We start from the raw sequence: 12,846 nt of genomic DNA on the forward strand, positions 1-12,846 counted from the left end.
CCGCCGAGTGCGTGAGACGCCGCCGGAACCGGTGGCGTCTCACCGCTCCGGCGGTGTCTCGGGTGAGACACCGGCGTCTCGATGCGACACCGGCGTCTCCGGGAGACACCGGGTGTCCCGTTCCGACCCCGGCGTCCGCCCCGCGGCACGAGAGCGGGGCCGTGCGGCGCGCAAGCGCAGCCAGCACGGCCCCGTCCGTCGCGGATGCTGCCCCCACAGCGGCACCCGCGGTGTCGACGACCCTACTTCGTGGCGTCGACGTCCTTGGCGAGCGTTCCGAGGTAGAGCTCGATGACCTTCGGGTCGTCGGCGAGCTCCTTCCCGGTGCCCGAGTACGCGTTCCGCCCCTGGTCGAGGACGTAGCCGCGGTCGCAGATCTGCAGGCACCGGCGGGCGTTCTGCTCGACCATGATCACGGAGACGCCGGCCTTGTTGATGCGGCGGGTGCGGATGAACGTCTCGTCCTGCCGCACCGGCGACAGGCCAGCGGAGGGCTCGTCGAGCAGCAGCACCTTCGGGTCCATCATGAGCGCCCGCGCCATCGCGACCGACTGCCGCTCACCACCGGAGAGCGACCCGGCGCGCTGGCCCTTGCGCTGTCCGAGCACGGGGAACAGGTCGTAGATGACCTCGAGCCGCTCGGCGAACTTCTTCGGGCGCAGGTACAGCCCCATTTGCAGGTTCTCCTCGATCGAGAGCGAGGGGAAGACGTTGTTCGTCTGCGGGACGAAGCCGACGCCGGCCTGCACGAGCTTGTTCGCCTTGAGGTTCGTGATGTCCTCGCCCTGCAGCGTGACCGAGCCCTCGCGGATGTTCACGAGGCCGAACAGCGCCTTGAGGAGCGTCGACTTGCCGGCGCCGTTCGGGCCGATGATGCCGATGAGCTCGCCCGGGTAGCAGACCAGGTCGCACCCGTTGAGGATGTTGACACCCGGCAGGTAGCCGGCGACGAGGTTGTCGGCACGCATGACCGGCTCGCGGTCCTGCACCGCGGTGGCCCCGCCGGTCGCGGCACGCGGGGTCGTGCTGCCCGGGGTGACGGCCACCGCTGCCGGCTCCGCACTGGAGGCCCGGTCCGCGCCGGTGCCGTTCGTCGCGTCCGTCATCGGGTCGCCTTCCCTTCGTCGGCGGCGTCCGCCGCGTCCTCTTCTGCGACCTCGTCGGCGAGTTCCTCGTAGGTCTCCTCGGTGAGGAGCGAGTCGTCACCGAGGTCGGTGTCGTGGTGGGCGCCGAGGTAGGCGTCGATCACGGCCTGGTCGTCCATGACGGTGGCGGCCGGGCCCTCGGCGACGACCTTGCCCTCGGCCATCACGACGACCCAGTCCGAGATGTGCCGGACCATGTGCATGTCGTGCTCGACGAAGAGCACCGTCATGCCGTCGTCGCGGAGGGACTGGATGTGCCCGAGCAGCGACTGCGTCAGCGCCGGGTTCACGCCGGCCATCGGCTCGTCGAGCATGATCATCGTCGGGTCGGACATGAGCGCGCGGGCCATCTCGAGGAGCTTCCGCTGGCCGCCCGAGAGCGATCCGGCGTAGTCGTCCTTCTTCTCGAGGAGCTTGAAGCGGGCGAGGAGGTCCTCGGCCTTCGCCGTGATCTCCTGCTCACGCTTCCGCCACAGCGGGCTGACCAGCGCGGCGAAGAAGTTCTCGCCCGGCTGGTCCTTCGCGCCGAGCAGCATGTTCTGCATCACGGTGAGGCGCGACAGCGCCTTCGTCAGTTGGAACGTGCGGACCATGCCGGCGCGGGCGACCTTCGCGGCCCCGGTGTTGCCGAGCGTCTTCCCGTTGAACTGCCAGCGGGCCTCCTTGCCGCTCGTCGGCTTGTCGAAGCCGGTGAGCAGGTTGAAGAAGGTGGTCTTGCCGGCGCCGTTCGGCCCGATGAGGGCCGTGATGGCACCGCGCTGCACCTCGAGGTGGTCCACGTCGACCGCGGTCATGCCACCGAAGCGGCGGCTGATGTTGTCGACCGTGAGGATGGCGTCCGGCTTCGGCGAACCGGGGGCGTGCTGCACCGCGGTGAGGGCGGTGGGGACGCCGGGCGTGGTTCCGGTGGGTTCAGACACTGAACGTCAGCTCCTTCTTGTTCCCCAGGAGTCCCTGTGGGCGGAAGACGATGAGGAGCATGAGCGCGACACCGACCAGCACGTAGGAGAACTGCTCGGCCTGCTGGGCGCTCATGATCGAGTTCGGGATGAAGTCACCCGCGAGCGTGCGGATGAAGAGACGGACGACGAAGAACAGGATCGCGCCGAGCACCGGTCCGAACACCGTCGCCGCGCCTCCGAGGATGAGCGCCGTCCAGATGAAGAAGGTCATCGAGCGGCCCATCGCGTCCGGCTGCACCGAACTCGGCAGGACGTAGATGACCCCGGCCAGGGCACCGAGCGCGCCACCGAAGACGAGCGCCTGCATCTTGTACGAGTAGACGTTCTTGCCGAGGGAGCGGACCGCGTCCTCGTCCTCGCGGATGGCCTTCACCACACGGCCCCACGGGCTGCGCATGAGCAGGAACAGCACGAGGGTGAACAGGGCGACCAGGCCCCAGCCGACGATGCGGATCCACCAGCCGTTGACGCCGTTGTTCGAGTACGTGAACCACAGGATGGTCGTGGTGCCGTCGGGAAGGAAGCTCAGCGCGTTGAACGGCTCGCGGTAGCTCGAGCCGGTGATGCCGTTCGAGCCACCGGTGGTGTCGGTGAGCAGACTCGATCGGCCGACCATGCGGATGATCTCGGCACCGGAGATCGTCACGATCGCCAGGTAGTCCCCGCGCAACCGCAGGGTCGGGATGCCGAGGATGACCGCGAAGACGATCGCGATGGCCAGGGCGATGAGCACCGCGAGGCCGACGGGCAAGCCGTTCGAGATCGAGATCGCGAACCCGTAGGCACCGAGCAGCAGGAACGCCGCCTGGCCCATGTTGACCAGGCCGGTGAGCCCGAAGTGCACGTTGAGGCCGATCGCCGCGAGCGCGAACGCCGCGGTCGTCGGCGCGAGGGCCTCCTGCGTCAGCGAGGTGAGCAGGGTGAGGATGTAGTCCATGCGGGTGCTCCCTTAGCCGATCCGCTCGGCACGGCCGAAGATGCCCTGCGGCCGGAACAGCAGGATGAGGATGAGGATGACGAGGGCGGTGGCGTACTTGAAGTCACCGGGCAGCACCAGGTTCGTGAGCTCCACGACGATGCCGATGATCATCGAGCCGACGAGCGCGCCGTAGGCCGTCCCGAGACCGCCGAGGGTCACCGAGGCGAACATGAGCAGCAGCAGCTGGAGACCGGTTTGCCAGTTCACGCCGTTCAGCACGAGGCCGAGCATCACACCGGACAGACCGGCGAGACCGGCGGCGAGCGTCCACACGAAGCGGATCACGCGGTCGACGTCGATGCCCGAGGCCGCGGCGAGCGCCGGGTTGTCGGACACCGCACGGGTGGCACGTCCGAAGCGCGTCTTCCCGAGGAACAGCCCCGTGCCGACGAGCACGACGAGCGCGATCCCCATCGCGACGTACGACTGCACCGTCAGCGTGATGCCGGCGAACGTCACCGTCTCCGGGTTGCCCTGCTGGATGCGGACGGTCGATGCCCCGAAGAAGTACTGGAAGGCGTACTGGGCGGCGATCGAGAGACCGATCGTCACGATCATGAGCTGCGTGAGGCTGATCCGGCGCTTCCGCAGGGGCTTCCAGATGCCCGCGTCCTGCAGGTACCCGGTCGCGGCACAGAGCAGCACGGTCACCAGCCCGGCGAGCCAGATGTTCCATCCGAGCTGGTTCGCGAAGACGTAGGCGAGGAGGCCACCGAGGGTCACCTGCTCACCGTGGGAGAAGCTGGACAGGCCGGTCGTGCCGTAGATGAGCGACAGGCCGATCGAGGCGAGGGCGATGAGGAGTCCGAGGCGGATGCCGGAGGCGAACTGCTGCCAGAACCGTGCCGCGGTGACGCTCGTGGCGCCGGTGTCGGTGGTCGCGCCCTCCTGGTCGGAGAGCTGGAAGATCGTGCCGGCGTTGGCGTTCAGGTTGCCCTGCACGGTGCGCTCGGCGTCCTTCGCGTCGGTGAGGTACTGCCCCTTCGGCAGCGAGTCCTGGTCGACCTTGACCGTGTAGGGCCCGGCCTCCGAGATGCTGACCGACCAGCGGCCGTCGGCGTTCGTCGTCGAGGACCCCGTGAACGAGCCGGGGCCGGTGACGTCGACGTCGACTCCCGCGGCGGGCTCCCGCTCCGAGTCGAGGATCGTGCCCTGGATGCAGCCGTTCGTCGTGCTGACCACGCAGGGCCCGGTGCTCGCCGGTGCGCTGCTGGCGGAGGGGCTGCTGGTCGCTGCGCCGGCGACGGGCGAGAGCACCACGTCGACGGCGAAGGTGGCCAGGAAGGCGAGGAAGAGCACGGCGGCGAGGACCAGGCGACGACGGCCTGGTGCCCCGCGGCGGAGTCGGCGCGCCAGCGCTGACCCCGGCGGAGTGATGGAACCCACGGATGAGCCTCTCGTTCGGATAGTCGAGGACCCTAGGGATTTTTTGTGTCCCCCGTGTTTCCGGCACGTTCCCTGCACAAATCGTGCCGCAACCGTGACCTTGCACAGGCGAGTCGATTTGCGTTCCAGCGGACAAGCCTCCCGTCCGGCCGGTACAGCGACCGATCCCGCCCCCAGGAATGGCGCCTGCGTCGCGCGCGTTACCATGTCCCATCGAGAGCCCACCGGTGCGTTCCCGGTACTGACACCCGTTCACCTCGCCCACGAAGGGGACCCATGGACCAGCCGGATCCGTTCGGATTCATCGGACTCACGTACGACGACGTCATGCTCCTGCCGGGGCACACCGACGTCATCCCGAGCGAGGCGTCCACGACGTCGCGGCTCACCAAGCGGATCTCCGTCAACGTGCCGCTGCTCTCCGCGGCCATGGACACCGTCACCGAGTCGCGCATGGCCATCGCCATGGCACGCCAGGGCGGCATCGGGATCCTGCACCGCAACATGTCCATCGAGGACCAGGCCGCCTACGTGGACAAGGTGAAGCGCTCCGAGTCGGGCATGATCACCAACCCGGTGACCACCAGCCCGGACGCCACCGTCGCCGACGTGGACGCGCTCTGCGGGCAGTTCCGCGTCTCCGGCCTGCCGGTCGTCGAGGCCGACGGCACGCTCGTGGGCATCATCACGAACCGGGACATGCGCTTCGTCGCACCGTTCGAGATGTCGAGCACGCTCGTGCGTGACGTCATGACGAAGGCCCCGCTCATCACGGCGCTCGAGGGCATCGACCCCGAAGAGGCGATCGCCATCTTCGCGCAGCACAAGATCGAGAAGCTGCCGCTGGTGGACGCCGACGGCAAGCTCCGCGGGCTCATCACCGTCAAGGACTTCGACAAGAGCGAGAAGTACCCGGACGCCACGAAGGACGAGGAAGGCCGACTGCGCGTCGGTGCCGCCATCGGCTTCTTCGGCGATGCCTGGCAGCGCGCCGAGGCCCTCCGCGACGCCGGGGTCGACGTGCTCGTCGTCGACACCGCGAACGGCGAGAGCGAAGGCGTGCTCGACATGGTCCGCCGCATCAAGGCCGACTCGTCGTTCGACGGCATCGACGTCATCGGCGGCAACGTCGCGACCCGTGCCGGTGCGCAGGCGCTCATCGACGCCGGTGTCGACGCCGTCAAGGTCGGCGTCGGCCCGGGCTCGATCTGCACCACCCGCGTCGTCGCCGGTGTCGGCGTGCCGCAGGTGACCGCCGTGTACGAGGCCTCCCTCGCCGCACGCGAGGCCGGCGTCCCGATCATCGCCGACGGCGGCCTGCAGTACTCGGGCGACATCGCGAAGGCCCTCGTCGCGGGCGCGGACACCGTCATGCTCGGCTCGCTCCTCGCCGGCACCGACGAGTCCCCGGGCGACCTGGTGTTCGTCGGCGGCAAGCAGTTCAAGGCGTACCGCGGGATGGGCTCCCTCGGGGCGCTGCAGACCCGCGGCAAGAAGACGTCGTACTCGAAGGACCGCTACTTCCAGGCGGACGTCCCCTCGGACGAGAAGCTCATCCCCGAGGGCATCGAGGGCCAGGTGCCCTACCGCGGCTCGGTCGGCAACGTCGTCTACCAGCTCGTCGGCGGGCTGCGGCAGTCGATGTTCTACGTCGGCGGCCGGACGATCCCCGAGCTGAAGGCCCGCGGCAAGTTCGTCCGCATCACCGCGGCCGGGCTGAAGGAGTCGCACCCGCACGACGTCCAGATGGTCGTCGAGGCGCCGAACTACCGCGGCTGACCCCCGGTTCGACAGAACACGACGAGGGCGGCCCCGCGCAACGAGACACCGTTGTGGGGGGCCGCCCTCGTCGCTTCGTCCGGGACTACGCGCTCCGCCAGTCGTCCGACGTGATGTGGCTGCCGCCGTGCGGGCCCATCTGGAGCATGCCGCCGTCGACGGGGAGCGAGACGCCAGTGATGTACGACGACGCGGGCGAGGCCAGGAACGCCACGGCGGCCGCGATCTCCCACGCGTTGCCCGGACGGCCGAGGGGCACCCCGGGACGGGAGATCGTGTGCGGGTCCTCGTCCTCGGCGCCGGTCATCCGGGTCGCGATCTCCCCCGGTGCGACGGCGTTCGCGGTGATGCCGTGCGACGCCAGCTCGATCGCGATCGTCTTGAGCAGGCCGCCGAGCCCGTGCTTCGCGGCGTCGTACGCGCTGGAGCCGTACCGCGGCTGGTGCTCGTGCACGCTCGTGATGCCGATGATCCGGCCGCCGGTGCCCTGCGCGACCATGCGACGAGCGGCTGCCTGGATCGTGACGAAAGCCCCGTCGAGGTCGGTCGCGACGGTGTGCCGCCACTGGTCGAGCGTCAGGTCGAGGAACGGAGCGTTGTCGCCCGTGCCCGCGTCGGCGACGATGACGTCGACCCCGCCGAGTTGGGACACGAGGCCGTCGATGACCGCGCCCGCCCGCTCGAGGTCGGTCACGTCGAGCTGCGCCACGTACGCCTGTCGCCCGGCGGCGCGGACCTCGGCCGCGGTCTCCTCGGCCCGGTCGGGCTCCGACAGGTAGGTGATCCCGACGTCCATGCCTGCGGCCGCCAGCGCGACGGCCGTGGCCTTGCCGATGCCCGACTCCGAGCCGGTGACGATGGCCCGCGTGGGCCGGAAGACGGTGGTGGAAGATGTGTCGCTCATGTCTGCGGAACGTACGCCGGGCCTCCAGGACGACCATCCGGGACCACGGAGACCGTCCGGACGGACTCCTGATCAGGGGTTCCGGTGAGGCCGCTCAGAAGTGTCACGGGTATGTAACGAAACACCCAGGCGTGTACTTCCGTCACACGGGCGAAACACATCGACCCTAGTTTTCTCCTCAATCCCACGCGGAGACGCCGCGCTCGACCCGATGCGGTAGGGCCTCCGCGCAGAGAAAGGGTTCCACGGATGATCAGAACCACCCGCGCCACCACGGCGCTGGCACTGGCGGGAGCGGCAGCGGTGCTCCTCGTCGGCTGCTCCACCTCGAGCAACGCCGGTGACGGCGCGTCCGAGTCGGCCAAGGCCGGCGGCGCGAAGAAGGACCCGGCCGCGAGCTGCGAGGCCCCCTCGTCGCCCAGCACCGACCCGCTGAAGATCGGCACGATCCTGCCGCTGACCGGGTCGCTGGCCTACCTCAACCCGCCGGCCGAGTCCGGCGTCGGCCTCGCCGTCGAGGACATCAACGCCGCGGGTGGTGTGCTCGACGAGGACGTCACCATCGACCCCGCCACCGACTCCGGCGACAGCAACGACATGACCGTGTCGAGCTCCGCCGCGACGAAGCTCGTGGACGCGAAGGTCCCGGTCGTCATCGGTGCCGAGTCGTCCTCCGTCACGCTCAACGTGATCGACCAGCTCACGAGCAACTGCATGGTGCAGATCTCGCCGGCGAACACGGCGACCGACCTGTCCGGCTACTCGTCGCACTACTACCGCACCGCTCCGCCGGACTCCGTCCAGGGTTCCGCGCTGGGCCAGCTCGTCACGGGTGACGGCAACGCCAAGGTCGCGTTCCTCGTCTTCAACGACACGTACGGCACCGGCCTCCGCAACTCCGTCCAGGAGGCCGTCGAGTCCGCCGGTGGCCAGGTCGTCTACGGCGCCAAGGGCAAGGGGCAGGAGTTCCCGCCCGGACAGACCACGTTCTCGTCCGAGGTGACCGCGGCACTCGCGACCGAGCCCGACGCGATCGTCGTGCTGGCCTTCGACGAGACGAAGTCGATCATCCCCGAGCTCGTCTCGCAGGGGAACAAGGCGAAGATCTACATGTCCGACGGCAACACGGCGGACTACTCGAAGGACTTCGACAAGGGCACCCTCGAGGGCGCGCAGGGCACCATCCCCGGTGCCAGCCCGAAGGACGACCTGAAGAAGCGCCTCGTCGACTTCTACAAGAAGTCCTCGAACAAGGACCTCGCCGACTTCTCGTACGCGGCCGAGTCCTACGACGCCACCACCCTCGCCGCCCTCGCCGCGGTGAAGGGCAAGGGCACCGACTCCGGCACGATCCAGGCCAACATGGCTGCGGTCTCCGGGGCCGACGGCGGCACCGAGTGCTCGACGTTCAAGGACTGCAAGGACCTCCTCGACGACGGTGAGGACATCCACTACACCGGCCCGTCCGGCATCGGTCCGTTCGACTCCAAGAACGACCCGTCGAGCGCCTACATCGGCATCTACAAGTTCGACGGCGACAACAAGCCCGTGTACCAGAGCGCCATCCAGGGCTCGGTCTCGAAGTAACACCCGCACGACCGACGGCCCCCGGGAGCAGCTGCTCCCGGGGGCCGTTCGCGTGGGCGGGGCATGCGGGCGGCTCGGCTGCGGGCGGGAGCGCGGAGACACCGGCGTCAGCACGTCACGCCGCCGAACGGTCGAGACGACGCGGAACAACGCGGCGTCTCGACATCGAAGCGGCGTCAGGGACAGACAGGCGCGTCCCGCAGGCGCGACTCGCTCGCCGGCCGGGAGGCCCGCCCCGCCCCCGTCAGTTCAGGCCGGCTCGGGTACGGCGTCGGGTCGCGCACCCCGCCGCGCAGCGGTGAACGAGTCGACGGTGAGCAGCACGAGCGCCGACCAGACGATCCCGAAGCCGATCCACCGCGAGACCGACATCGGCTCGTGCTGCACGAGCACCCCCACGAGCAGCTGCATCACGGGTGCGAGGTACTGCGTCAGCCCGAGGGTCGACAGGCTCACCCGACGGGCCGAGGACGCGAAGAGCAGGAGCGGCACCGCGGTCGCCGGCCCGGTGAGCACCGTGACGAGGGTGTGCACCCAGCCCTCGCTCGTGAACGTGACCCCGCCGCCGAGCCCGGTGACGCCGAGCACGACGAGCGCCCCCACCGCGAGCGGGAGCAACCACACGGTCTCGATCGTCAGCCCGCTGAGTGCGTCGACCGTGCCGCCCACGCGCTTCTTGACGAGACCGTACGTCCCGAACGAGAACGCCAGCGCCAGCGAGATCCACGGCATCCGTCCGTACCCGACCGCGATGACGACGACGGCCAGGACGCTGACGCCGACGGCGGTCCACTGCAGGGGTCGGAGGCGTTCGCGGAGGACCACCACGCCGAGCGCGATCGTGACGAGCGGGTTGATGAAGTAGCCGAGCGCCGCCTCGACGGTGTGCCCCGTGGTGGTCGCGAGCACGTACACGGTCCAGTTCACCAGGATGAGCCCGGCGGCGATGCCCATGATGCCCATCACCCGCGGCTGCACGAGCAGGGACCGGGTGCGCAGCCACGAGCGGGTCGCGAGGATGGCAACGGCGCAGAACACCAGGCCGAAGACGATCCGCCACGACACGATCTCGAACGCGCCCGCCGGGGCCATGGCCGCGAAGAGCAGGGGCATGAGTCCCCAGAGCCCGTACGCGACGAGGGCCTGCACCACGCCGACGGATGCCTCGCTGCGCGCCGGACGCGTGGGACTCGGTTCACTCACGGAACCATCCTAGGAAGGCGGACCGACGGACGCGGGCGCACCCGGGCCTCCCGGCGGTCGTGGCGTCCCCGGGACGACGAACGCCCCGCCGGCCAGGCCGACGGGGCGTTCGTGGAGCAGATGTCAGTTCTCGATGACCGCGAGGACGTCGCGGGCGGAGAGGACGAGGAGGTCCTCACCCGAGTACTTGACCTCGGTGCCGCCGTACTTCGAGTAGATGACCTTGTCGCCGACGGCGACGTCGAGCGGCACGCGGTTGCCGTTGTCGTCGATGCGACCCGGACCCACGGCGACGACCTCGCCCTCCTGGGGCTTCTCCTTCGCGGTGTCCGGGATGACCAGACCGGAAGCGGTGGTCTGCTCCGCCTCCACCTGGCGGATGACGATGCGATCTTCGAGCGGCTTGATGCTGACGGCCACGGTGACCTCTTCTTTCTCGGTACGTGTTCGGTACTGACGAAAACCGGGTTGGCACTTCCCTGGGGAGAGTGCCAACCCCAACTGTAGGACGTCACTGGCACTCGGTCAATCCGAGTGCCAGCGCGCCCCGCTCTGCCCGCACCTGGGAGGATCGGGGCATGGACGCCGCCGAACTGACCCAGCTGCTGACCCCGGCGGGGATGGACCTGCTCGACCGTACGCCCTCGGTCTCGGACGGCGGCGAGATCGTCCGGGTGGTGTCCCGCCTCCGGGCCGAGGGGCACGACCCCGCACTCGTCGCGGCGGTCCTCACCCAGGCGAAGCTCCGGCAGAAGGCCCGCGGCAAGTTCGGTGACTTCGCGGCGCGCATGCTCTTCACCGAGGCCGGGCTCGAACAGGCCACGCGGCTGCAGGTGGCCGCGCAGCACGCCGGACGCTTCGCCGCCGCCGGCCTGCAGCGGGTCGCGGACCTCGGCTGCGGGATCGGCGGGGACGCGCTCGCGATGGCGGCGCTCGACCTCGACGTCGCCGCCGTCGACCGGGACGAGGTGACCGCGGCCGTCGCGACGCACAACCTCGCACCGTGGCCGAACGCCCGCGTCGAGCTCGGGGACGCCGCCACGTTCGACGTCAGCTCCGTGGACGGGGTCTGGATGGACCCGGCCCGGCGGACGAGCGGGCACTCGGACACCCGACGACTCGCCGACCCGGACGACTGGTCGCCCTCGCTCGACACCGTGTTCGCCGCCGCGACGACGACCCCGACCGGCGTGAAGCTCGGCCCGGGCATCGACCGCGACCTGATCCCCGACACCGCCGAGGCGCAGTGGACGTCCGTCGACCGCGAGGTCGTCGAACTCGCCCTGTGGTTCGGTCCGCTCGCCCGTCCCGGAGTCCGACGGGCAGCGACCGTCATCGGTCCGCACGGCATCGCCGAACTCACGGGAGCCGCCGACGCCGAGGACGTCGAGGTCGGGCCTCTCGGTGCGTACCTCTACGAACCCGACGGCGCCGTCATCCGTGCCCGGCTCATCGGGGACCTGGCGCGGTCGATCGACGGCCGGATGCTCTCCGAGGGCATCGCCTACGTGACGAGTGACCGGGCGGTCGGGACACCGTTCGCGCAGGGGTTCCGCGTGCTCGACACGATGCCGCTCGACGTCAAGCGGCTGGCGGCACGACTGGCGGCGGACGACATCGGGACCGTCGAGATCAAGAAGCGCGGGGTGGACGTGGACCCGGCCGAGTTCCGCAAGCGCCTGCGACTGCGCGGGCGTGGTCGCGTCACGCTCGTGCTCACCAGACTGGAGGGCCGCCACACCGCCGTCCTGTGCGAGCGCCTCACCGACATGGCCGGCTGAGCGGTCCGGGTGCTGCGCTGCGCTGCGCGACACACGACGACGGGGCACCGCCGTGGTGGCGGTGCCCCGTCGTCGTCCGGTGCGGTCGTCCTGCGGAGCCGCACGCGAGCAGGTCAGGCGATGACGACGGCCGTGCTGCTGGTGTCGTAGCCGTTGTAGTCGTCGTAGCCCCCGTAGTTCGGGTTCTGGGCGGCGAAGACCGCGAACAGGATGAACCCCACGACGCCGATCACGGCCAGCGCGGTGATGATCCAGCCGCCGATGATGCCGGCGAGGGCGAGGCCGCGCCCCTGCTCACCGGTCTGCTTGATGCGTCCGAGGGCCACGTGCCCCATGATCGCGCCGGCGGGGCTGGTCAGGATGGTGAGCGGCCCGAACAGGAGTCCGCCGAAGGCGAAGACGATCGACAGGATCGCGAGCACGCTCGTCTTCTGCTGCTGCCCGTAGGCGTACGGGCTCGAGGCCGCGTACGGGTTGTAGCCGGCCGCGGTTCCTTGCTGGGCGCCGTACGACTGCTGGCCGTACTGCTGCTGGCCGTGGGGCTGCTGGCCGTAGGGCGACTGGCTCGAGGCCTTCTGTCCGCCGTACTGGCCCTGGGACCCCGAGGGGTTCTGCCCGCCGTAGGGGTTCGACGCGCCGTACGGGTTCTGCGAGCCGTACTGGCCCTGCCCGGCCTGCTGCGAGCCGTACTGGTTCGAGCCGGCCTGCTGCGCGCCGTACTGGTTCTGCGCGCCGTACTGGTTCTGCGAGCCGTACTGGCCCGCCTGCGAGCCGTACGCCGCGTGCGACCCGGACTGGCCGGGCGTCGCGTACGGGCTCTGCTGCGCGCTGGTCGACTGCCCGGAGGAGGCCGCACGTCCGCTCGGGTCGCCCGCCGGGTCCGTGACACCCTGCGCTGCCGACCCCTGGCCGGAGGACGCGAACGGGTCCCGCGACGCCGGGTCGTGCCCGCGCTCCGGATCGGTCGACGCGGACGCCGCAGGCTGGCTCGACTCCTGACCCGACGCCTGGTCCGGCGTCTCGTCCGGCTTCGATCGGTCGTTCTGATCGGACACGTGTCACCCCTCCCGGTGGCCGGTCGACCACCGGCACCGATCCTCCCACACGGCTCCCTGCGTCG

11 protein-coding genes are annotated in these 12,846 nt (G+C 70.0%); 3 read left to right on the forward strand and 8 right to left on the reverse strand.

What is annotated here, in order from left to right; genetic code table 11:
- Positions 1–242 precede the first annotated feature (242 nt).
- From DEJ16_RS04560 to DEJ16_RS04575, 4 genes are all read right to left on the reverse strand, one after another.
- Positions 243–968: an ABC transporter ATP-binding protein gene (locus DEJ16_RS04560; RefSeq protein WP_258365862.1), complete on the reverse strand. Its 726-nt coding sequence runs from the start codon at positions 966–968 to the stop codon at positions 243–245.
- 134 nt (positions 969–1,102) lie between these two features.
- Positions 1,103–2,065 (reverse strand): ABC transporter ATP-binding protein, encoded by a 963-nt coding sequence (locus DEJ16_RS04565; RefSeq protein ID WP_110824197.1) that lies wholly within the window; start codon positions 2,063–2,065, stop codon positions 1,103–1,105.
- Positions 2,058–3,044: a branched-chain amino acid ABC transporter permease gene (locus tag DEJ16_RS04570; protein ID WP_110824198.1), complete on the reverse strand. Its 987-nt coding sequence runs from the start codon at positions 3,042–3,044 to the stop codon at positions 2,058–2,060. Before DEJ16_RS04570 ends, DEJ16_RS04565 begins: the two co-directional genes overlap by 8 nt.
- A 12-nt stretch (positions 3,045–3,056) precedes the next feature.
- A complete protein-coding gene (locus DEJ16_RS04575; RefSeq protein WP_110824199.1) occupies positions 3,057–4,385 on the reverse strand; it encodes a branched-chain amino acid ABC transporter permease in 1,329 nt (442 codons plus the stop codon).
- Positions 4,386–4,748: 363 nt separating this feature from the next.
- On the opposite strand from DEJ16_RS04575, the gene guaB reads away from it, so the two are divergent.
- Positions 4,749–6,251 (forward strand): IMP dehydrogenase, encoded by a 1,503-nt coding sequence (gene guaB, locus DEJ16_RS04580; RefSeq protein WP_110824200.1) that lies wholly within the window; start codon positions 4,749–4,751, stop codon positions 6,249–6,251.
- An 85-nt stretch (positions 6,252–6,336) separates the two neighbouring features.
- Here guaB and DEJ16_RS04585 read toward each other — a convergent pair whose 3' ends face one another.
- Positions 6,337–7,155, reverse strand: coding sequence for an SDR family oxidoreductase (locus DEJ16_RS04585; protein ID WP_110824201.1), 819 nt, complete (start codon positions 7,153–7,155; stop codon positions 6,337–6,339).
- Between the two features lie 249 nt (positions 7,156–7,404).
- On the opposite strand from DEJ16_RS04585, the gene DEJ16_RS04590 reads away from it, so the two are divergent.
- Positions 7,405–8,742 (forward strand): ABC transporter substrate-binding protein, encoded by a 1,338-nt coding sequence (locus tag DEJ16_RS04590; protein WP_110824202.1) that lies wholly within the window; start codon positions 7,405–7,407, stop codon positions 8,740–8,742.
- Between the two features lie 249 nt (positions 8,743–8,991).
- Here the strand turns inward: DEJ16_RS04590 and rarD are convergent, their stop codons facing one another.
- Positions 8,992–9,945, reverse strand: a complete 954-nt coding sequence (rarD, locus tag DEJ16_RS04595; protein ID WP_110824203.1) for an EamA family transporter RarD — start codon at positions 9,943–9,945, stop codon at positions 8,992–8,994.
- A gap of 123 nt (positions 9,946–10,068) precedes the next feature.
- Positions 10,069–10,365, reverse strand: coding sequence for a co-chaperone GroES (gene groES, locus DEJ16_RS04600; protein ID WP_110824204.1), 297 nt, complete (start codon positions 10,363–10,365; stop codon positions 10,069–10,071).
- A gap of 158 nt (positions 10,366–10,523) precedes the next feature.
- Between groES and DEJ16_RS04605 the strand changes: the two genes are divergently transcribed.
- On the forward strand, positions 10,524–11,726 hold the full coding sequence (locus DEJ16_RS04605) for a class I SAM-dependent methyltransferase (protein WP_110824205.1): 1,203 nt from the start codon (positions 10,524–10,526) through the stop codon (positions 11,724–11,726).
- Positions 11,727–11,839: 113 nt separating this feature from the next.
- Here the strand turns inward: DEJ16_RS04605 and DEJ16_RS04610 are convergent, their stop codons facing one another.
- The gene (locus DEJ16_RS04610; RefSeq protein ID WP_110858032.1) at positions 11,840–12,781 is read right to left on the reverse strand and encodes a DUF4190 domain-containing protein; all 942 of its coding nucleotides are present in this window, start codon (positions 12,779–12,781) and stop codon (positions 11,840–11,842) included.
- Positions 12,782–12,846 lie beyond the last annotated feature (65 nt).

It is taken from the genome of Curtobacterium sp. MCJR17_055, assembly GCF_003224335.1.
Lineage (GTDB): Bacteria > Actinomycetota > Actinomycetes > Actinomycetales > Microbacteriaceae > Curtobacterium.

Excerpts from the sequence above, each read along its gene's own strand:
- DEJ16_RS04560 (WP_258365862.1), bottom strand. The coding sequence starts at position 968 with ATGCGTGCCGACAACCTCGTCGCCGGCTACCTGCCGGGTGTCAACATC.
- DEJ16_RS04570 (WP_110824198.1), bottom strand. The coding sequence starts at position 3,044 with ATGGACTACATCCTCACCCTGCTCACCTCGCTGACGCAGGAGGCCCTC.
- guaB (WP_110824200.1), top strand. The coding sequence starts at position 4,749 with ATGGACCAGCCGGATCCGTTCGGATTCATCGGACTCACGTACGACGAC.
- DEJ16_RS04585 (WP_110824201.1), bottom strand. The coding sequence starts at position 7,155 with ATGAGCGACACATCTTCCACCACCGTCTTCCGGCCCACGCGGGCCATC.
- DEJ16_RS04590 (WP_110824202.1), top strand. The coding sequence starts at position 7,405 with ATGATCAGAACCACCCGCGCCACCACGGCGCTGGCACTGGCGGGAGCG.
- DEJ16_RS04605 (WP_110824205.1), top strand. The coding sequence starts at position 10,524 with ATGGACGCCGCCGAACTGACCCAGCTGCTGACCCCGGCGGGGATGGAC.